Raw genomic sequence first — 19,436 nt, forward strand, 5'->3', positions numbered from 1 at the left:
GCCCGGTTTTTGGGCCGGTTTCCCGTCAAAGCAGCCATCTTGAATCATGTTTGCCCACTGCCGCCTGGCCCGACACTTGCGGCAGCTTGTGGGGTGCGCTGCCGACAAGACTGTGATCAGAACTGGTTGGGGCGAGGTCGGGCATTGGATCCGGTCGCCATCCCCCACCAGGGCAAGCAGGCAAGGATCCCCGATTGATCCGTTGCGGGAGAGGTCTGCCCGAGCCTCCAGGCAAACGCTCGGAATCGCGGGATCTTTCCTGCATGACGAGGCCCTTTGCAAAGCCGGGCGCAAGCCGTTCTGGTGGCGAGCCGGATGATTCCTTGGACAAGTCCCCGGATCCCGATTCTTGGGTTGAGGTTGACTTGCTAAACGAGCTATAAGCGCCGGACTTGCAGCAGGGTTGAGAACACCATGTTTTCCTGTGATGCTCGGAAAGCAACGTATAGGTCTTACATCTCGTGATTAACGCGCCTCTCTATGCGTTCCTGGTGTTCTCTGTCTGCATTCTGTTGGCAACCGGTGCCGGGCTTGTCCTGTCGAGAGCGATGCCCTGGTCCGACGATGCCCGGCAGACCGGTCTTGCCCGCGCAGTTGGCGTGGCGCTCGGTCCGTTTCTTTTTGGTATGGCCAGTGTGCTGGCGCTCGGAGTTTTTCGCGGAGCGGCGCATTCGACGCATCTGGCGGTGGTTTTCATTGTTCTTGCTGGCACCGCAGCTGCAGTGTTCCTTGTCGTCCCTCGGCCGCCAAGGCTGGGAAGGTCGCGATGGCAGAGGCTGCGCGCGGCGGAGTGGCCGCTTGTCGCGGCAATCCTGTTTTCAGTGCTGGCGCTGCTGTTCATTTCCCTGTTTGTGCCGCTCACTCAGAATGACGCGCTTGAATATGCGCTTGCCGCGCGCGAGCTCTTTGCCACGCGGGATCTCCTGACCTACCCGGTACTCAACCCGGAAGTGAACCTGACGGGCTTTTTCGGTCCCTGGACGCATCCGCCGCTCTATGTGGCGATGCTCTACATGGCTGAAGTCATTCAGGGACATGCGGATTCCCCGGGTCTGATCCAGCTGGTTTCTCCCTGGTTCATGCTTTCCGGCGCAATTGTCGCCCATGCGCTTGGCTCATTCGTCAGCCGGGCGGTGGGACTCCTGGCTTGCCTGCTGTTCCTGTCTCCCCCGCTGTTTTTCCTTGGCGCTGGATCAGCCCTTCTGGATCCGTTGCCCGTCCTCGGTTTCACACTTATCCTGGCCGCAGTCATTGGTCTCAAGGCACGACCGGCAGTCTTCGGCGCGGTGATTGGCGCGCTGCTTGGGTTGGCCCTCTGGACCCATTCGCAGGCCATACTGTTCGTCCCGCTGGCTCTTGCGGCCATCGGCATCGAGCGGGGCGCGCGCGACTGGCGCGGCCTTGCCTCCGCTGCCGTGGCGCTTGTCTGTGTCGCCGCGCTGGTGGGTGCCTGGCCCTACTGGCGCAACATGATGCTTTTCGGCTCACCCATCAGCGATAACCCGGCTGTCTTTGCAATGCCGGAACTGCACTGGGATGACTATTTCTCCATCAACCGGGGGCTGAACAATTTCACAGCAATGCTCCAGTACGGCATTTTTAAAGGCTGGTTTGCGCTAGAATCCTATGGGTTCATATTCTGGGGCATGGCGGTTGGCGTGTTGTTTTTCCTGGCCGGCAACAGGCTGGCCTCAATCAGGAGACTGGTTCTGGATGGCGCGGGGAGCTTCGGGAAGCGTGACTCTGCCTTGTGGCTGATGGTCGGGATGTTGCTGGTCTACATTTCCGGGGTAGTCCTCTCGGTGGCGCTTGGCATTGATCACATGGTCAAGAACGAACGGTACCTGCTGGTAACCTTGCCGATGGTGTCTGTTTTCTGTTCATATGGGTATATGCGCCTGGTGAGATTTTCTGAAACGCGAAGCAGGCTTCTGGACGTAGTTTTCTTGTCGTTTATTTCGATCGTGCTCCTCCTCCAGGTTTCGGTCTTCACATCTTACCGGATGGCCAAGCATGGAATGGGATTGGCCGATGCCTTTACCGAGATGCACGAAAAACTGGTAGTCGCGTCAGAATACGCCCTCATTGAGAGAATGAACGCGCAAGTTGGCGCCGATGGCCTGGTTTTCTCGATGAAGCCTGCAGACATGTACTATGCAAAGAGCCGGATGGTCAGCTACCTTGATGAGCGGCTGTTGCCTTTTTATTCAGCGAAAGATGCGTCGGCTGCTCTGTCAGTTCTGACCGAGATGGGCGTAACGCACATTCACGTGCCGGATTACGGGCTTCCGCCGCTATACAACAGCCTTCTTTATTCGATAATTCGCGATCCTGCCCTTTCGACCCTTCAATATCAAAGCGAAAAGGGACAGATTTACTCTCTGGAGCCCGAGAAATTGGTAACCGGCTCGCAAACGAGAGTCTCTCTGGTTGAAAGGGATTGGATGTATCAGACTGCGGTCCTGCTGGGTGGGCGCAAGGAATTGGTGAAAATCAGTGGCACCAGTGCCTCGGCAACTACTGCAGAGTACCGCGGAGGATTGCCATATGATCTCTTTCAGCGGAACTGGTCTTCCGGATTAACGACAGGCGCGGCATCTGCAGATGGAGGAAGTGATCCGGTAAGCGCCCTCAGGGTAAGGCCTTTCACCCAGTATGCCGTCGACCTGTCTCTGGAAGGGGCGGGGCTTGTCAAGATCACGGTGGATCAGTTCGCGGAAGCGGATGCGGGCGGTCCGCGCGAACTAGTGCAAAGGTCCGAGATCGTCACTTTTGAAATGAGTGATAAGCAGAAGAATAGAAAATTTGGCTTTCGCTTCAGGACCTTGAAGGCAACGGATTCCTTGGCTCTGTCTGTCGAGAGTATCGGTACAAGCAGAATCAAGATAATTTCCGCCGAACTGGTTGAAATCAAGGAGGGGGATTAGATGCCTACGATTGTCCACAGGTTCTCTTTGGGGATTCCTGAATTTGACTTGTTTTCGTCGCTGAGCTTTGCGTGCGCTCTGGTTGCAAGCCTTATCCTGCTTTACATTTTCCTGGCGAAATTCAACAGCATATTGCGGGTTTCCTTCTTCACGGCGGCACTCTCGAACATTTTTTTCCAGTGGCCGATGTTCCTGATATCCGATATTCTCCAGGAGTCGCTTGAGAATCCGTACTGGCATTTTTTCGTCGTCCAGATCAGTGTGGTCGTGCTTCTTTCCTATGGAATTCTGACGACGTCGAATTTCACAAGGGCATTTCATCCTGAGAAGATTTCGTTCAGGCGGGGACATGTGTTTTTCTCGATTTTTCTCGGTGCCGTTCTGGTTTTTCTCTATCTGAGGAAAGTGCCTTTTGATTGCACGGCGCTCTATGCGGTGTTGTTTGATCCGCAGGTTACATTGCTGGCCCGTGAGGTCAGTATCAAGTTTGCAGGCTCATTCATTGCGACGAGCTCATTCGGAGCTTTCACAAACGCTCTTGCTCCGGTAGTTATCGCCCTGAGCGTTGCGATGATCTGGCATGCGCTGCGAACGAGAAACATACTCCAGCTCGTCCTGTTTCCGCTCATTATCCTGGCCGCGGTCTTCGTGTGCATGCTCAGCGGTGCCAAAGGGCTTCTGCTGCCGTCGATCATCGTGATCTTGGTGGCGTCGATACTGTGGAACCGCAACCTGATCCGGAAGGGAATTGCCGCTGCAGCCTCCATGCTGCTTCTTTTCGGGTCCCTGGTTGTCTTCGAGGTGGTTCGAGATCGTGGCTGGAATGAAACCGGCGCCTACCCCTTCGGGCAATGCACCGCGCAGTTGGGAGCCTGTGAACAGGGCAAGGAGCTCATACTTTCACTCTACAAGCGGGATGCATCGCTTGGGCTTTACAAGGACCGGGTCCAGGCCCTTGAGAAGGAATTGAGGTTCGCCTGTGAAAAGCCTAAGGAGGGAGTCCCCAATCAGTCGCCCTGGTCATACGACGATCTCGAAATCGCTCCAAAAACGGAGATGGCGGTGGATGAAGCGGCGAGATACTATCTCGAAGGCGTTATCTACCGTGCGTTGGTCATACCGACCCAGGTCGCTGCATGGCACTTTCTCTATGTAGAGGAAATGGGATCCCCGGGTTTCGCCGCCATGCCCTTCGCAAGGCGTCTGACCGGAAGTTCGGTCAATATGCCGGAACTCGTGTACCAGAAATATGGCAGCGTGTTTGCGCATGGCGACAAGACCAGCACAAGCACATCGCCAACCAGTTTCCTGTTGGCCTATCCGGCCTATCTGGGTGTCGTAGGCCTGGTTTTGTCGCTCTTGGCGGTGATCATCACCGACATCATCGTGTCCGTTCTTCTGCTGCGTGTTCCAAACGCGCTGTACCCGATCGGGGTTGGCCTGGCAGCGGTGATAAGTTTCAATTTCATTCTGTCGGATTTCGTGACCGTGATGCTGTCGCATGGCGGGGCGGTGGCGATTGCGCTCATGGCATTCTTTGCGGTAACCCGTGACGGCCATGTGCTCAGGAATGCTCTCGACCTTCTGAAAATCACCCGGAAGCAACAGGACTAGGAGGTCCCGGTACGGTCTGTACCGGCCACAGGCACTGCTGATCCGCAGTCGCGGGATACGGCGCTGGTGAGACTGGATACTGCAAAGATGCGGAGCGCCTTGCTTCTCGCGCTGGCGAGGGGTTCCGGACCCTTTCTTGCGCGCGTGTCGGTTTCAAGTGTATGCAGGCGCTTGGCTGAGGCGGGTTTTGGCATCGCGGCGATGAGGAAGCATCGCCGACAAAGCGACCGCCACACCCACCGGAATGGACAAGGTGTTGTAACCCAGATCAGAATTCTTCCACCGGTGCTTTGAAATCCGGTCCTTGAGGGCGATAGAAACCATCCATGCTCAAACGCATCTTCGATCTTGCAATCACCATTCCTCTGGCGGTTATCCTGGCCGTACCGGCTCTGGTTGTTGCTTGTCTGGTGCGGATGAGGCTCGGCAGCCCGGTTCTTTTCCGCCAGCAGCGGCCCGGTCTCGGTGGCCGGATTTTCACCATGTTCAAGTTCCGCACCATGACCGACGGGCGCGATGCAGGCGGCAAGCTTCTTCCCGATGCGGACCGGCTTCCACCCTTTGGCCGCTGGTTGCGGGCATCGAGCCTTGATGAATTGCCCGAACTGATCAACGTGATCAGGGGCGACATGAGCCTGGTGGGACCACGCCCGCTCCTGCCCGAATACCTGCCGCTCTATTCATCCGAGCAGGCGCGGCGGCATGAAGTGCGTCCGGGCATCACCGGCTGGGCCCAGGTCAATGGCCGCAATGCGATCAGCTGGGAGGAAAAGTTCGACTATGATGTGTGGTACGTCGACAATCATTCGCTGCTGCTGGATCTGAAGATCCTGTTCATGACCGTGGGGCGCGTGCTCGGCCGCGAGGGCGTGGCTGCCGAGGGCAGCGTCACCGCGGAACGATTTCTCGGGGCGCAGGCATCCCGGCCCGCAGGTAAGCAGGATGGTTCCTCATGAGCGGGCGGCTCGCCATTCTCGGCGCGGGTGGCCATGGCCGGGTTGTTGCGGACGCAGCCGCTGTCGGCGGCTGGGATCAGATCGCCTTTTTTGACGACCATGTTGCTTCCGCGCAAGGCACCCTGGCTGCGCTCCTCGACAGCCTGAATGAGTTTGACGGTGTGATCGTGGCCATCGGCGCAAACCGTTTTCGCCGCCGCGCCGCCCTTCACCTTGCGACGAGGCAGGCCCCCATGGTCAATATCCTGCACCCCTCGGCGGTGATAAGCCCCAGCGCGCGGCTTGGCACCGGTGTCTTCGCTGCACCGCTCGCAGTGGCCGGGCCAAATGCCGAAATCGGTGACGGAGCCATCCTCAACACCTCCAGCAGCGTGGATCACGATGCCCGCATTGGGCATTATGTCCACATAGCCCCTGGCGCGCATCTTTCCGGCGCAGTCTTCATGGGGACGGGTGTCTGGATTGGCGTCGGATCGTCAGTGCGCGAGACTGTGGCTATCGGTGACTGGACCATGGTGGGGGCTGGTTCGGTTGTGGTCCGCAACTTGCCCGCCCGTTGTATCGCCTACGGTAATCCCGCGCGTTACCGGCGGGATCTTTCTGAAGAGGAACTGGAATGCTGAACACTGCCTTGGCGCCCTGGCCGGATTACAGTGCGGAAGAAGTCGCTGCCGTGGCCCGGGTGCTGGCATCGAACCGGGTCAATTACTGGACCGGTGAGGAATGCCGCCATTTCGAACGCGAGTATGCGCAGTGGGTCGGGGTTGATCATGCCATTGCGCTTGCCAATGGCAGCCTCGCCATCGAACTCGCGCTGCGGGGCCTGGGCGTCGGTCCGGGAGACGAGGTGATCGTCACCCCGCGCAGCTTCATGGCGTCCGCAAGCAGTGTGCCGCTGGTCGGAGCCGTTCCTGTTTTCGCCGACGTTGACCCGGAAACCCAGGGTCTCTCGGCCGAAACCATTTCCGCCGCACTTTCCCCGCGCACCCGGGCGGTCATCCTGGTCCATCTGGCGGGAAGGCCCTGCGACATGGATCCGATCATGGATCTTGCCGCCAGACACGGTTTCTATGTCATCGAAGACTGTGCCCAGGCTCACGGTGCCCGGTATCGCGGCCGCAGCGTGGGCGCCATTGGTCACGTCGGCGCCTGGTCGTTCTGCCAGGACAAGATCATGACCACCGGCGGCGAGGGCGGCATGGTCACCACCAATGATCCCGAGGTCTGGCGCAAGATGTGGTCCTTCAAGGATCACGGAAAGGATTGGGACGCGGTCAATGCGACCAATCATCCGCCGGGCTTCCGCTGGCTTCATCACTCGGTTGGGTCGAACTACCGGATGATCGAGATGCAGGCGGCCATCGGCCGGATTCAGCTCCGCAGAATGCAGGACTGGACGGCACGCCGAACGGAGATCTCTCATCGCCTTGCAGCCGTCTGCGAGCCGTTCGAATTTGTCCGCGTGGCAGCCGTTCCCGAAGATGTGACGCACGCCTACTACCGCTTCTACGCTGTTCTGGGAGAGGACGCGCCGTCTGGATGGACCCGTGACCGGATCGTCGCCGAGGTTGTTGCCGAAGGAGTTCCCTGTTTCCAGGGATCCTGCTCGGAGATCTACCGGGAGAAAGCATGGGACGGCACTGGATGGCGGCCCGAAAAGCCCCTGCAGGTGGCTCATTGGCTTGGCGAGCATGCCTTTGCGATGCTGGTCCATCCGTCGATGACCGAAGATGACATCCGGGCGTCCGAGCGCGCGCTTCGAAATGTTCTGGTTCGCTGTGCGGCAGGCAATTCGGATTGAAGTGGCATCACGAAAAGGCTATAGCGCCAACGTCCCGATCGGAATGGGGCGGACCTCAAGATAAATGGTAGACTTTCAATGTACCGAAACAAGAAGATCAGCGTCGTCGTCCCGGCATACAATGAGGAGACGCAGATCGCGATCGTCATCGATACCATGCCCGACCTCGTTGATCATATCGTTATCGTCAACGACCTCAGCAAGGACCGTACCGCTGAAGTGGTGACATCGCACCCGGCTTATGGTGATTCACGGATCGTGCTGATCAACCATGAGGAAAACCAGGGCGTCGGCGGAGCGATTGCCACCGGCTACAAATGGAGTCGCGACAACGGGATCGACATCAGCGTCGTGATGGCGGGTGACGCCCAGATGAACCCGGCCGATCTTCCCGCGATCCTCGATCCGGTGGTGGAGGACCGAGTGGATTACACCAAGGGCAACAGGCTGGTGACCGGCGAAGCCTTCAAGCGGATCCCCAAGATCCGTTTTTTCGGAAACTCGGCCTTGTCGCTCTTTACCAAGATTGCGTCCGGATACTGGCATGTTGCCGATTCCCAGACCGGCTACACGGCGATCAACGCGCGCGCCCTCAAGGTCATCAACTGGGACAAGATGTTCAAGCGCTACGGTCAGCCAAATGATCTTCTGGTCAAGCTGAACGTCGAAGGCTTCCGGGTCCAGGATGTGCCGGTCGAGCCGGTCTACAATGTCGGTGAGCAGTCGGGAATCAACATCCGGAAAGTGATCTTTACCATCGGATCGCTGCTCGTCAGGCTGTTCTTCTGGAGGCTGCGGGAAAAATACATTATCCGCAACTTCCACCCCCTCGTCTTCTTCTACAGTTTCGGCTTTTTGACAGCTGCGCTGAGCGTGTTGTTTTTCCTGCGGTTCATCATTCTTTGGATCGATCAGGGCGTAGTGCCGGAAATCACCTTCCTGAGCTGGCTGTTCACCTTCTCGATCAGCTTCAATGCGATTTCCTTTGCGATGTGGTTTGATTACGAGGAGAACAAGCATCTCAATCCTCCCCTTGAACGGCGCGAAGTGATCCGTGAACCTTCGTAAACGCATTGTCGATGTTCTGAGCAACAAGCTTTCGAGCGACATCGCTTGGACAATGGGCAGTTTCATGATCCTTGCGATGAGCGGGATCGTGATCAACATTGTCGTCGCCTATTTTCGGGGAACCGAGGATCTGGGTGTCTTCAACCTCGCTTACTCGGTTTACATAATCGTTTCGCAGATTGCCGCGCTCGGGGTGCATTACTCGGTTCTGCGCTACGCAGCGATGAACCAGGAGAACCCACGGGAGCTGGGATCCATGCTGGGTTCGGCGCTGCTTGTGGTGACGGTGCTTGGCCTGCTCATGGCAGGGCTGGTCTTTGTGTCCGAACCGCTCTTTGCAAGAGCCTATGACAGCGAACGTGCCGCCCGGGCCATTTCCTATGCGGCATTTGGAATAGCCCTTTTTCCCGCAAGCAAGGTACTCATCTCCTTTCTCAACGGTCTGCGGCATATGAAGGCCTTCTCGGTGCTGCAGGCTGCGCGCTACATCATGGTTGCGGCGGTGGTGACTGCCTTTTCGGTGAGTGACCAGGACTTTACGCTTGCATCCCTGTGTTTTGTCGTGGCCGAAATCGTCACGCTGGCCGCCGCTGTCATCTACATCGCCTCGCAGCGCCTCGTGCAGCTCGTCCGGATCAAGAAAAGCTGGTTGCGTGAGCACACGAGCTTTGGCGGACGAAGCCTCCTCGCCGGCATGTTTGGCGAGATCAACACACGGGTCGACGTGCTGTGCCTTGGACTTTTCCTCGGCGACCGCGAAGTCGGCATCTACAGCTTCGTCGCCATGCTTCTCGACGGCCTCTACCATCTCCTCGCCATGGTCCGGGTCAACTTCAACCCTATCCTCGTCAATTGCGTTCGCGACAGCGGCTGGCCGGAAGCGCAGCGCCTGCTGCGTTTGTCAAAGCGGTTCATCCCCCTGATCATGATCGCCCTGTCCGCGATTGTCTTTGCCTTCTATTGGCTGGTTGCATTCCAGCTGGTTCCCGAGCGCGGTTTGCAGGAGGGTACGGTGGTTCTGCTGATATTGCTCGGTGGCCTGGTCGCAACCTCGCCATTTATCCCCTTTGACAACATGATGCTGATTTCGGGGTATCCCGGCAGGCAGACCCTTCAGCAGGCGGTTGCTTTTGTGGTCAACGTGTCTCTCAACCTCGCCTTGATCCCGGTGGTGGGGATCGAGGGCGCGGCCATCGGCACGGCATCAAGCTACCTGGCCGCCGTGGTTTCCCTGATCCTCATGACAGATAGTCGTCTGGGCTGGAACCTGCTCACCAACCGCGTCAAGTAACGAAAAGCCGCGGTGAATCTTGTCTCTCGAGGTGCGACAGCGCGGGTGCCGGAGGTGAAACGCGAATTGGCGCGTAACCATCAAACCCGGCCCGGGTCCGACAGGCAGGATGCCAGGGTCGCCGCCTGTTCGAGTGAGCCTATCGGTCCGGAGCCTGCCAGTCCGGTTCCGGCGCGCCGCGGCGCCTGAGCCGAAGCATCAGGCCGACCGCAACGCCGGCGCCGATCGCCACCGTCAGATCGGCCAGAACCGTCAGCAGCAATGTCATGACCAGCAATAGCTGATCCGATCTGCGGGTCCGTATGCGGCTCATGAAATGCTGCGGCTCGGCCATGTTCCATGCCGTGAGCACCAGAACGGCGGCAAGGGCCGGAAGCGCCAGAAGGCCGGCCAGCGGGGCTGCGAACATCATGAAGGCCAGCAGGAACAGCGAATGCATGATCCCTGCCACCGGCGTCTTCGCTCCGGCCCGGATATTGGTTGCGGTCCGGGCGATTGCTCCGGTCGCTGGAAGCCCGCCAAACAGGGCGGACACGCAATTGGCCGCACCCTGAGCCACCACTTCTGTGTTTGATCGATGCGCAGTGCCCGCCATGCGGTCGGCCACCAGCGCAGACAGCAGTGACTCGACGCCGGCGAGAAAGGCGATGATGATAGCCGAGGGCAACAGCTCCACGATCCTGTCGAAGCTCAGTTCCGGCAGGGATGGAAACGGAAGATGCGGGGCAATCGCGCCGAACCGGCTGGCAATCGTGTCGACATCAAGCTCGAACATTGCCACCGCGGCCGACGTAAGGCCAACGGCGACGACCAGCCCGGGCAGCTTCGGTGCGGCGCGGCGAAACAGCACGATCATGACCAGCGTCGCCAGCGCAACAATTGCGCTGGGCACCGAGACGCTGCCGGAAGCCTCCCACAGGACCGCGAGTTTGGGCAGGAAATCTGCAGGCATCTTTCCTTCGACGCCAAGGCCGAAGAAATCCGCGACCTGGCTGGAGGCAATGATGACGGCAATGCCGATGGTAAACCCGTTTATCACCGGCTCGGGAATGTGACGGATCAGGCTTCCAGCGCGAAGAAAACCGGCAATCAGCAAGATGATGCCGGCCATGAAGGTAGCAATCACCAGCCCATCATAACCGTGATCGGCAATGACCGCGTAGACCACCACGATGAAGGCGCCGGTAGGTCCGCCGATCTGAACCCGGCTGCCGCCCAGTGCGGAAATCGTCAGCCCGGCGACGATGGCGGTGACAAGTCCAACGCCCGGATTGGCGCCCGACGCAATGGCAATCGCCATCGCCAGGGGCAGCGCCACCATCGCCACGGTCAGCCCGGCGCCCAGGTCCGAAAGAAAAGTGCGGCCATCATAAGCGCGCAAGGTGGTCAGGATCTTCGGATGGAAGACCCGGTCATACGTACGAACTGTACCGTCAGTATCTGCCGACTCAGTCATGATGACCCCCTGATTGCAGCATATCTCCCGCCGCAGGCAGGAGATTGTCAATCATCAGCCCCGGAGGACGCGCCGGGTCCGGCCAAAGGGGCCGGTGATTTGTGGCTCCATTCCAGCGCCTTGTAGTCGAAGCCGTATTCGAGCGTCGGCTTGACAACCCTGAAGTAAGGCGAAAGGTCGAAATCCCGCGGCGCGAACAGCGAATGGTGCCTGATGTGGAGGATTTCCCGCCGGGAGTATTCCGAATCCGCCCTTTGCCGGCCCGGAGCGCGTGTCACTTCTGGCAGGATCGGGTAGTGAACCGATTGGAAGGCCTGAGCGATCATCGAGGAGCAGATGGCACGGGTCGGATCGCCTGATCCGAATGCGATCATCCGTCTGCGCCAGCGCACCGGTACGGGGGGCGTCGGGAAGAAGTAGCGAAGCAGGTCGAATATATTTTTCATGTCGTATCGGACACCCAGCCGTTCCACCATGTACGAGACAACCGCTGCCCGATCCTCCGGCGTCAGCCCGACCGGCCGGCAGATCCGTGTGTTGAACCGGCTGTACTTCGACAAGGGCACGGCAACGCAGCCCTCGCCAAGATTGACCTCGACGAGTTGCGGATAGTCCGGTCCGCTTTGCTCGTCAGGCTTGAGCGCGTTGCCGACATAGAGCGCCGCATGCGACCAGGTCGACTGGGTCAGGTACTTGATTGCCGCGGAGACCTTCTGGTTTCCTTCCACGAGCACGATATCGCCCGGCTGCAGGGTGCGGGAAAGCGTTGCGGGATCGGAGGGTGTATAGGGTTCATATCCGGCATTGGCTGAGTGCAGCCGCCGGGCCAGAAAACGTCCAAGACGATCGAGAAAGCTGTCTGCCATGTCGCGCGCTTCGGTCATGGCGCAACACTTGGCCTGCGCCGGCGCATTGATCAACCCGGCTGGCTTCAACTTTGTGTTTTCCGGACTTGATAACAGGAGCGGAACCGCATAGTTTAGAACTATTCTAATATGTGAGGTTTGCCATGTTGGCTCGTATTCTCGGTTCCGGTCGACGGTCATTCAAATCGCTGAGCGAACAGGAAGTTCTGGCCCTCGCCATATCGTCCGAAGAGGATGATGCGCGGATTTATCTCGCCTATGCGGATCACCTGCGTGATGACTTCCCGCAATCGGCCAGGGTCTTTGAGGAGATGGCCGAAGAGGAGAGTGTTCACCGGGCACGGCTGATCGAGCGCCACAAGACGCGCTTCGGCGATAGGATTCCTCTCATTCGCCGCGAGCATGTCCGCGGTTTCTACGAACGCAAACCCGACTGGCTGGTCAGAAACCAGTCGATCGACAAGATTCGCCTGACCGCCGAGGAAATGGAGGCGCAGGCCCACAATTTCTATCTCGCCGCGGCTGCGCGTACCGAGGACGCCGATACAAGAAAGCTGCTCGGCGACCTCGCGCTGGCGGAAAAAAGTCATGAATCTCTGGCCCGCCGGTTGGGACTCGAACACACGCCCGAGGATGTTCAGGCTGAGGAAGCGCAGACCGATCGCCGCAAGTTCATCCTCACCTATGTCCAACCTGGTCTTGCCGGTCTCATGGACGGATCGGTTTCCACGCTCGCACCGATCTTTGCCACCGCCTTTGCCACAGGGGACACATGGACCACCTTCCTCGTCGGCCTGTCAGCCTCGGTCGGCGCGGGCATTTCGATGGGCTTTACCGAAGCCGCCCACGACGATGGCGTCATCTCAGGCCGCGGATCGCCGCTCAAACGCGGCCTTGCATCAGGCATCATGACGGCGATCGGCGGCCTCGGTCACGCGCTTCCCTATCTCATTCCCGATTTCACCATCGCCACCACGGTGGCCATTGCCGTAGTGTTCGTCGAATTGTGGGCCATCGCCTGGATCCAGAACCACTGGATGGACACGCCGTGGAGCCGCGCGATCTTCCAGGTTGTTCTGGGCGGCGCGCTGGTCTTTGCCGCGGGTCTGTTGATCGGCAACGCCTGAGGGTATTTACCGCCTTTTCCGTGCGGACTGACGCCGTGGCTGATCCAAGGCGCCCTGCCTGAGCGATGCTTGTGACCAGCTCCGATCCCGGTATGAAATGAGGCCTGACCCGCCAGCGGCCAAAGTCTTGTTGTGCGGAGCTCCCGATACAATCGAGCGGGCGGCTTCCGGCGTTCGTGTTGCCAAGCGCCGGGGGCTGTGCCATTGAGCTCCTGTCGGATTTCGTGTTTCGGCGGGGAAATGAACAACAACATGAGACTTCGGGCATGATGCGTAAGGTGATCAACTGGCTTGCGGCGAGAAGCCGACGCTCCAAGCAATACATACTTATCATCATGGATATTGTCTTGTTTGCGAGCGCGGTGTGGCTGGCCTATTCGCTTCGCTACAACGCGCTCTACGATCCCGACATCAATCAGGTGCTTCTCATTATTGCGGCGCCGGCGATCGGGATCCCGATCATGTATGCCTTCGGGCTCTACACCTCGATCACGCGTTATGTCGGCGAACATGCATTGTGGACGATCTTCAAGGCCGTGGCGCTGACCGCGGTTTTCTGGGCGGTGGTGGCTTATGTTGCCCGTCTCGAGGGCTCCACCCTTGTGCCGCGCACCGTGTTGGTGCTGTTCTGGCTCCTCTCCCTGCTCCTGATCTCCGGCTTTCGCTATGTCTCGCGATGGGTCATCCTCGAGTTCACCCAGGAAGAAACGCAGCGCAGGAACATCCTGGTGTATGGCGCGGGCGATGCCGGCCGCCAGATCGCCGCGACGCTGAAACAGAACAGCAACCGGATCATGATCCACCAGGTCGATGACGATCCGACCATGTGGGGCGCCACGATCGGCGGAATCAAGATCAGAAATCCGGCGGATCTCGAGCGTTTGATCGAGAAGAAGGACATCAGTGAAGCCATCGTGACCATGCGCAGCGCCAATTCGGCGCGCCGTGTCGAGGTGGTCGAACGTCTGAGCCGGCTCGGTTTGCGGGTGCGTATCCTGCCCGCCTTTGTCGACATCGCAGACGGCAAGCATACGGTTGATCTGATCCGCGACGTCGAGATCGGTGATCTGCTCGGGCGGGATGCGGTGCCGCCGGATCCTGGCCTGATGCAAGCCAATACCCGCAACAAGGTGGTTCTGGTCACCGGCGCCGGCGGCTCGATCGGATCCGAACTCTGCCGGCAGTTGAGCGCGGTCGGAGTGTCCAGGCTGATCATGCTGGATTCGAGCGAATTCGCGCTTTACCAGATCGACCGGGAACTGGCCAGCCAGAGCGGCCTTGAACGGGTTGCGGTGCTTGGATCCGTCGATGATCCGGCCCTGATGCGCCGGGTCATGCGCGAGCATGCGGTCAAGACGGTTTTCCATGCTGCAGCCTACAAGCATGTGCCCCTGGTCGAGGCAAATCCGTTTGAAGGCATCAAGAACAACGTGCTGGGCACGTCCACGGTCGCGTCGGCCGCCTATGACAGCGATGTCGAGGTTTTCGTCCTGATATCGACCGACAAGGCTGTCAGGCCATCGAGCATCATGGGCGCCTCCAAGCGCGTCGCCGAACTTATTGTCCAGGATTTCGCCGAGAAGGCGCAAAAGGACGGCAAGGAAAAGGTGTTCTGCGCCGTCCGCTTCGGCAATGTGATCGGGTCCAGCGGTTCGGTCATACCGCTGTTCAAGGAGCAGATCCGCAAGGGTGGGCCGATCACACTGACCCACTCCGAAACCACACGCTATTTCATGTCCATCGAGGAAGCCGCCCAACTGGTCATTCAGGCCGGAAGTCTGGCCCGCCGCAATGATGCTCGTGAAGACTTCCCGGGGCGCATCTTCCTGCTCGACATGGGAAATGCGGTTCGTATCCGGGATCTGGCCATCAAGATGGTGCAGCTGTCGAACTTGACCGTCAGTGATGCCTCCAACCCCACTGGCGACATCGCCATTCACGAGATCGGCCTGCGTCCCGGCGAAAAGCTCCACGAGGAACTGTATTTCTCCGTCGAGGCGGCAAAGCCGACTTCACACCAGAAGATTACCGTTGCCGCCGAATCTGCTCCCGAAGGCCTCGATATCAAAGAGATGTTCCGCGAACTTCAGGATCTGACGGTCAGTGAAGACCGGGAGCGATTGCTCGAGTTTCTGCGTCGTGTCGCCGGCATGGGGCTGGAAGCTGAGTGATCCGACGGTTTGTGTCTCAAGCCCGAAGCTTGTGCCGCTGTTTACCGGGATAGCCAGGCAACTGCGCCGTTCGGATGGGGTTGACGTTTGGCGGGTGCTGGAGTGTCATCCAGTCGCCATTCAAGTCATCTATCTGCGGCCCCATGAAGATATCTCCCTCGACCATCGGTCTGGGTGTCACCATGACCATCGGTTACGGGACACTCTATTACTCCTTCGCTGTGCTCGCTCCCGAAATCGCCGGGGAATTCGGATGGGAGGAGAGCTTTGTCTTTGCCATCTTTTCGATCGGTCTGCTGGCCGGAGCCATTTCGGCGCCGATCATTGGCCGGATGATCGACCGTTTCGGCGCCCGTTCCGTGATGAGCGCTGGGTCGCTGTTTGCCGCGACCACACTCGCATTGATTGCCGTCATGCAGAATGCCTGGCAGTTCACCGTTCTCGCGCTGATGGCGGAGTTCGTGGCGATTGCGGTCCAATATGATGCAGGCTTTGCAGCCCTTGCCCAGCGCTATGGCCGCAATGCCCGCGCCGAGATCACGCTCGTCACACTGATTGCGGGTTTCGCATCAACCGTGTTCTGGCCGCTCATTCAATGGCTGTTGACGCAGATGACCTGGCGCGAGGTGTATCTGGTGCTTGCTGCGATGAATCTCCTGATCGCCCTGCCGATTCACCTGACCATGCCGAAGGGTCGGCTGACGCCGCCGGAGATGCTGGTGGAGCCCAATGCGCTGGCCCTGGTCAAGTCCTACCAGCACGTCACCGGAAGCCGCCCGATGATCCTGCTGGGTATCAGCCTGGCGAGCGGTGGGTTCGTGCTGTCGGCAATAGGGGCGTCCTTGCTGATTCTTCTCGACGACATCGGTTTCGCCACGGCGACAGCGACCATTGCCGCGAGTTGTATCGGCCCGTCCCAGGTGGCGGCGCGCCTGTTTGAATATGCGCGGCGCAGCCATTTTTCTCCCCCGATGACTGCGATCATCGCGGCATCAGCCATGGTGCTCGGACTGGCTCTTCTGGGGGTGACGCTGCTGGCGCTGGTCCCGGCTTTCCTCTTCGCCTTCGCTGTCATGTATGGGGTTGGCCAGGGCCTGACATCGATTGTCCGCGGCATGCTGCCGCTGCATTACTTCGGTCCGGAAGGCTATGGACGCCGCACCGGAACACTGTCCGGTTTCCGCATGGTGCTGTCGGCGTCGGCACCGTTTACGATCATTTTCCTCAATGAACGCCTGGGAACGGCAACCGCGATCGGTTGTCTCGTCGCCCTGTCATTGCTTTCACTGATTTCGCTGTTGGCGCTGGTACGATTCATGGAAGCGCCAGAGGCCGCTTGATCTCACGAGCCCGCATCCCCGGACGCGGTTACTTCAATGCGCCGACCAGAACGTCGGAACCGTTCTCTATGGTGACCCACCGGCCGGAATTGGTCGATGCCTGGCGCTTGAGATAGCTGTAGGGCGTTTTCCGCCAGTGCTTGACTTCGTCAACCAGGTTGTCCAGCACGAAGTCGCCTTCCGAGGTCCTCAGCGTCAGCACCGCGTGGCCTTCGCCGTCGGGTTTGCGGACCACGGTGATGAGCACATCGGCCGGCGAGAAGCCGCGCTCGATCAGCATGTGCCGCTTGAGCAGCACATAATCCTCGCAGTCGCCGGCGACGTTGGGATAGGTCCACACCTCTTCCTTGCCGAACAGCTCCAGATCTGTTTTCGGCATCACCGAGAAATTGACCGCTCGGTTGATCTCACGAATCACGTCCCAGCCGTAGTCGGTAACCTTCGGAGCGGCGCCCGAGCCTTTGACCGGCTCGCATTCGGCAGTGAACTTCTTGCAGAACTCGTAATGGCCGATCGGCTGTGACGTTATCCGCCCGACCTGCATCGACAACCCGGAGGCAAGGGCACCCGCCGGCAACATCATCGACGCCACCAGGGCAATCATTGCCCGTTTTGTTCGTCCCGGTCCGCACAACATTGCCGGTTAACTCCACGCCGTCCCATTTCGTTAACAAACAGTTAAGAATGGATGACCGGAAGAGTCAATTGCGCGTGCCTGGCCTTGTTCAGACATGGTTACCGGCCGCGGCATTTGCATCACACCCTCGGACGCCAGCGGCGATGTCCGGTTTCGGGACAATCCGCGACCTTTGGGCATGGCTTGATCAACTGCCGCTGGCGATCCCGTCCACGGCTGCCAGGATGCGGGCGATGTCCTCGTCCCGCGACAGTCGGTGGTCGCCGTCGCGGATCAACGTCAGGGTGACGTTCTCCGAGGGCAGGTGTTCCATCAGGCGCAGGGCGTGGCGCCATGGAACGTCCGGATCTGCCATCCCCTGGATGATATGGACCGGTGCGCCGGTCTCGATCAGGCCCTCGAGAACCCGGTTCTTGCGGCCATCCTCGAACAGCGCTTGAGTGAAGATGTTCGGATCTGGCCCGTAGGGTGTCGGCTCTTCATAATACCCGTCCTGCTCGAGCGCCTGGCGTTGTGCATCGGTCAGTTCCGGTTCCATCAGTTCCAGCGTGAAATCCGGTGCAGGTGCAATCAGAACGAGGCCGGCCACCCGGTTTCCCTGTCCGCGGGCCCTCAGTTCCTGCACCATGCGCAGCCCGATCCAGCCGCCCATGGATGAACCGACAAGGATTTGCGGACCCGATGTATAGTGATCGAACGTCGCCAGGCTCTCTTCCAGCCACCGCGAAATCGTGCCGTCGCGAAAATCCCCGCCCGAAGCGCCATGGCCGGAATAGTCGAACCGCAGGCAAGCCTGCCCGCTGCGGCCGGCCTGCTGGCACAGCGCCTCGGCTTTCGAACCGGTCATGTCCGAGCGATATCCGCCGAGCCAGACCACGCCGGGCAAGCCGGCACCTTTCTCCGTCGCCTTTCGGGTCAGCGCTGCGATCGAGCGCATGTCAGCGCCCGTGCCTACGTCCAGTTTGCCGGCGACCGGTTCAGTCATTTTCAAGAGGCTCCCATTCCGTCGATTTTGCCTCTTTTACAAGATTCGCCGGCGCGATACCGGCCCTGTGGTGATTTTTTCGCGAAGCCATGCTATTGACACCAGCCAGCCGATGACGACATTGCGCTCGAGACATACGTGCTCGTGCGCCGTATCCGGCGGAATTGTACGAGTTAATCAGGAGACCAAAGCCATTCGCAGACCATTCAGAGCGCCGCCAACCGTAAACGAAGGCCCCCGCGCAAACCAGAGTATCCGGGCCGCATCGGTCCAGCTCATTGACGCCGAAGGTCAGAACCACGGCGTCCTGCCGACAGAACAGGCTCTCGCTATGGCCGAAGAAGCCGGCCTTGATCTTGTCGAGATCAACTCCAATGGCGATGTTCCGGTTTGCAAGATCGTTGATCTGGGCAAGCTCAAATACGCATCGCAGAAGAAGGCCTCCGAGGCGCGCAAGAAGCAGAAGACCGTCGAGGTCAAGGAAATCAAGATGCGCCCCAACATCGACACGCATGATTATGACGTGAAGATGCGCGCCATGAACCGCTTTTTTGATGAAGGCGACAAGGTCAAGGTGACGTTGCGGTTCCGCGGTCGCGAGATGGCCCACATGGAACTCGGCATGAAACTGCTTCAGAAGGTCAAGGACGACACCATCGAGATCGCCAAGGTCGAGGCCGAGCCGAAGCTCGAAGGCCGTCAGATGATGATGGTCCTGGCGCCGAAGTAACAGGTTCGTCCGCCTGATTCGCACCGGCCCGGCAGATGCCAGGGCCGGTTTTTGCTTTTATCAGGCGGATTCATTGCAACGCCCGTTGCGCTTTTGTCAGGTGACAGTTATAAGGCGCGCGTTCAAACCGGCCGGCAGGGCATGCCGAGGCGGTTTCCAACGCTTGATGGAAAAGGGGTCTTCGCCCTTTTGCGTCTCACCCAACAAGAAATGGCCATGCGGTGCCCACGAGGCACCCTGAGGTCTGATAAGGAGTAGCGAAATGCCCAAGATGAAGACGAAATCGTCTGCCAAGAAGCGGTTCAAGATCACGGCGAGCGGCAAGGTCCTCGCTGCAGCCGCCGGCAAGCGCCATGGCATGATCAAGCGGTCCAACAAGTTCATTCGCGACGCACGCGGCACCATGGTTCTTTCCGAACCTGACGCCAAGATCGTCAAGAAGTTCCTCCCCAACGGCCTGTAAACAG

Annotated in this window: 16 protein-coding genes; 12 read left to right on the forward strand and 4 right to left on the reverse strand. The window is 59.2% G+C overall.

Annotated elements, in window-relative coordinates; translation table 11 throughout:
• The first annotated feature begins 461 nt into the window (after positions 1-461).
• The 7 genes from GTW23_RS12915 (at position 462) to GTW23_RS12945 (ending at position 9,657) form a co-directional block, all read left to right on the forward strand.
• Entirely contained in the window at positions 462-2,927 is a 2,466-nt protein-coding gene (locus GTW23_RS12915; protein ID WP_252916063.1) for an ArnT family glycosyltransferase, read from the forward strand.
• Positions 2,928-4,541: a hypothetical protein gene (locus GTW23_RS12920; protein WP_252916064.1), complete on the forward strand. Its 1,614-nt coding sequence runs from the start codon at positions 2,928-2,930 to the stop codon at positions 4,539-4,541. It abuts the gene before it with no gap.
• A 326-nt stretch (positions 4,542-4,867) separates the two neighbouring features.
• Positions 4,868-5,497: a sugar transferase gene (locus GTW23_RS12925; RefSeq protein WP_252916065.1), complete on the forward strand. Its 630-nt coding sequence runs from the start codon at positions 4,868-4,870 to the stop codon at positions 5,495-5,497.
• Complete coding sequence (locus tag GTW23_RS12930; RefSeq protein WP_252916066.1) at positions 5,494-6,120, forward strand: acetyltransferase; 627 nt, start codon at positions 5,494-5,496, stop codon at positions 6,118-6,120. The genes GTW23_RS12925 and GTW23_RS12930 overlap by 4 nt, the downstream gene beginning before the upstream one ends.
• Complete coding sequence (locus tag GTW23_RS12935; RefSeq protein WP_252916067.1) at positions 6,114-7,298, forward strand: DegT/DnrJ/EryC1/StrS family aminotransferase; 1,185 nt, start codon at positions 6,114-6,116, stop codon at positions 7,296-7,298. The genes GTW23_RS12930 and GTW23_RS12935 overlap by 7 nt, the downstream gene beginning before the upstream one ends.
• 78 nt (positions 7,299-7,376) lie before the next feature.
• The gene (locus GTW23_RS12940) at positions 7,377-8,366 is read left to right on the forward strand and encodes a glycosyltransferase family 2 protein (protein ID WP_152010804.1); all 990 of its coding nucleotides are present in this window, start codon (positions 7,377-7,379) and stop codon (positions 8,364-8,366) included.
• Positions 8,353-9,657, forward strand: a complete 1,305-nt coding sequence (locus tag GTW23_RS12945) for an oligosaccharide flippase family protein (RefSeq protein WP_252916068.1) — start codon at positions 8,353-8,355, stop codon at positions 9,655-9,657. Before GTW23_RS12940 ends, GTW23_RS12945 begins: the two co-directional genes overlap by 14 nt.
• Positions 9,658-9,796: 139 nt before the next feature.
• Here GTW23_RS12945 and GTW23_RS12950 read toward each other — a convergent pair whose 3' ends face one another.
• Entirely contained in the window at positions 9,797-11,113 is a 1,317-nt protein-coding gene (locus GTW23_RS12950; RefSeq protein WP_252916069.1) for a SulP family inorganic anion transporter, read from the reverse strand.
• 47 nt (positions 11,114-11,160) lie between these two features.
• On the reverse strand, positions 11,161-11,997 hold the full coding sequence (locus GTW23_RS12955; protein WP_252916070.1) for a YiiX/YebB-like N1pC/P60 family cysteine hydrolase: 837 nt from the start codon (positions 11,995-11,997) through the stop codon (positions 11,161-11,163).
• Between the two features lie 125 nt (positions 11,998-12,122).
• On the opposite strand from GTW23_RS12955, the gene mbfA reads away from it, so the two are divergent.
• From mbfA to GTW23_RS12970, 3 genes are all read left to right on the forward strand, one after another.
• Entirely contained in the window at positions 12,123-13,106 is a 984-nt protein-coding gene (mbfA, locus tag GTW23_RS12960) for an iron exporter MbfA (RefSeq protein WP_152010800.1), read from the forward strand.
• 266 nt (positions 13,107-13,372) lie between these two features.
• Complete coding sequence (locus GTW23_RS12965; protein WP_252916071.1) at positions 13,373-15,277, forward strand: polysaccharide biosynthesis protein; 1,905 nt, start codon at positions 13,373-13,375, stop codon at positions 15,275-15,277.
• 143 nt (positions 15,278-15,420) lie between these two features.
• Positions 15,421-16,617 (forward strand): MFS transporter, encoded by a 1,197-nt coding sequence (locus GTW23_RS12970; protein WP_152010798.1) that lies wholly within the window; start codon positions 15,421-15,423, stop codon positions 16,615-16,617.
• A gap of 28 nt (positions 16,618-16,645) precedes the next feature.
• On the opposite strand, the gene GTW23_RS12975 is transcribed toward GTW23_RS12970, so the two are convergent.
• Positions 16,646-17,221: a transglutaminase-like cysteine peptidase gene (locus tag GTW23_RS12975; RefSeq protein WP_152010797.1), complete on the reverse strand. Its 576-nt coding sequence runs from the start codon at positions 17,219-17,221 to the stop codon at positions 16,646-16,648.
• A gap of 220 nt (positions 17,222-17,441) precedes the next feature.
• Positions 17,442-18,239 (reverse strand): alpha/beta hydrolase, encoded by a 798-nt coding sequence (locus GTW23_RS12980; RefSeq protein ID WP_382266067.1) that lies wholly within the window; start codon positions 18,237-18,239, stop codon positions 17,442-17,444.
• Positions 18,240-18,432: 193 nt separating this feature from the next.
• On the opposite strand from GTW23_RS12980, the gene infC reads away from it, so the two are divergent.
• Together infC and rpmI are read left to right on the forward strand one after the other, a co-directional pair.
• A complete protein-coding gene (infC, locus tag GTW23_RS12985) occupies positions 18,433-18,969 on the forward strand; it encodes a translation initiation factor IF-3 (RefSeq protein ID WP_252916319.1) in 537 nt (178 codons plus the stop codon).
• 262 nt (positions 18,970-19,231) lie between these two features.
• Positions 19,232-19,432 carry a 50S ribosomal protein L35 gene (gene rpmI, locus GTW23_RS12990; RefSeq protein WP_152010794.1) on the forward strand — a complete coding sequence of 67 codons (201 nt, stop codon included), beginning with the start codon at positions 19,232-19,234 and terminating at the stop codon, positions 19,430-19,432.
• Positions 19,433-19,436 lie beyond the last annotated feature (4 nt).

This window comes from Parahoeflea alexandrii (assembly GCF_024105735.1).
GTDB classification, from domain to species: Bacteria; Pseudomonadota; Alphaproteobacteria; order Rhizobiales; family Rhizobiaceae; genus Hoeflea; species Hoeflea alexandrii.

Bases quoted from the DNA above. Each gene is read 5' to 3' on its own strand.
- GTW23_RS12920 (WP_252916064.1), top strand. From the start codon at position 2,928: ATGCCTACGATTGTCCACAGGTTCTCTTTGGGGATTCCTGAATTTGAC.
- GTW23_RS12925 (WP_252916065.1), top strand. From the start codon at position 4,868: ATGCTCAAACGCATCTTCGATCTTGCAATCACCATTCCTCTGGCGGTT.
- GTW23_RS12930 (WP_252916066.1), top strand. From the start codon at position 5,494: ATGAGCGGGCGGCTCGCCATTCTCGGCGCGGGTGGCCATGGCCGGGTT.
- GTW23_RS12935 (WP_252916067.1), top strand. From the start codon at position 6,114: ATGCTGAACACTGCCTTGGCGCCCTGGCCGGATTACAGTGCGGAAGAA.
- GTW23_RS12940 (WP_152010804.1), top strand. From the start codon at position 7,377: ATGTACCGAAACAAGAAGATCAGCGTCGTCGTCCCGGCATACAATGAG.
- GTW23_RS12950 (WP_252916069.1), bottom strand. From the start codon at position 11,113: ATGACTGAGTCGGCAGATACTGACGGTACAGTTCGTACGTATGACCGG.
- GTW23_RS12955 (WP_252916070.1), bottom strand. From the start codon at position 11,997: ATGACCGAAGCGCGCGACATGGCAGACAGCTTTCTCGATCGTCTTGGA.
- mbfA (WP_152010800.1), top strand. From the start codon at position 12,123: ATGTTGGCTCGTATTCTCGGTTCCGGTCGACGGTCATTCAAATCGCTG.
- GTW23_RS12965 (WP_252916071.1), top strand. From the start codon at position 13,373: ATGATGCGTAAGGTGATCAACTGGCTTGCGGCGAGAAGCCGACGCTCC.
- GTW23_RS12970 (WP_152010798.1), top strand. From the start codon at position 15,421: ATGAAGATATCTCCCTCGACCATCGGTCTGGGTGTCACCATGACCATC.
- GTW23_RS12975 (WP_152010797.1), bottom strand. From the start codon at position 17,221: ATGATTGCCCTGGTGGCGTCGATGATGTTGCCGGCGGGTGCCCTTGCC.
- GTW23_RS12980 (WP_382266067.1), bottom strand. From the start codon at position 18,239: ATGACTGAACCGGTCGCCGGCAAACTGGACGTAGGCACGGGCGCTGAC.
- rpmI (WP_152010794.1), top strand. From the start codon at position 19,232: ATGCCCAAGATGAAGACGAAATCGTCTGCCAAGAAGCGGTTCAAGATC.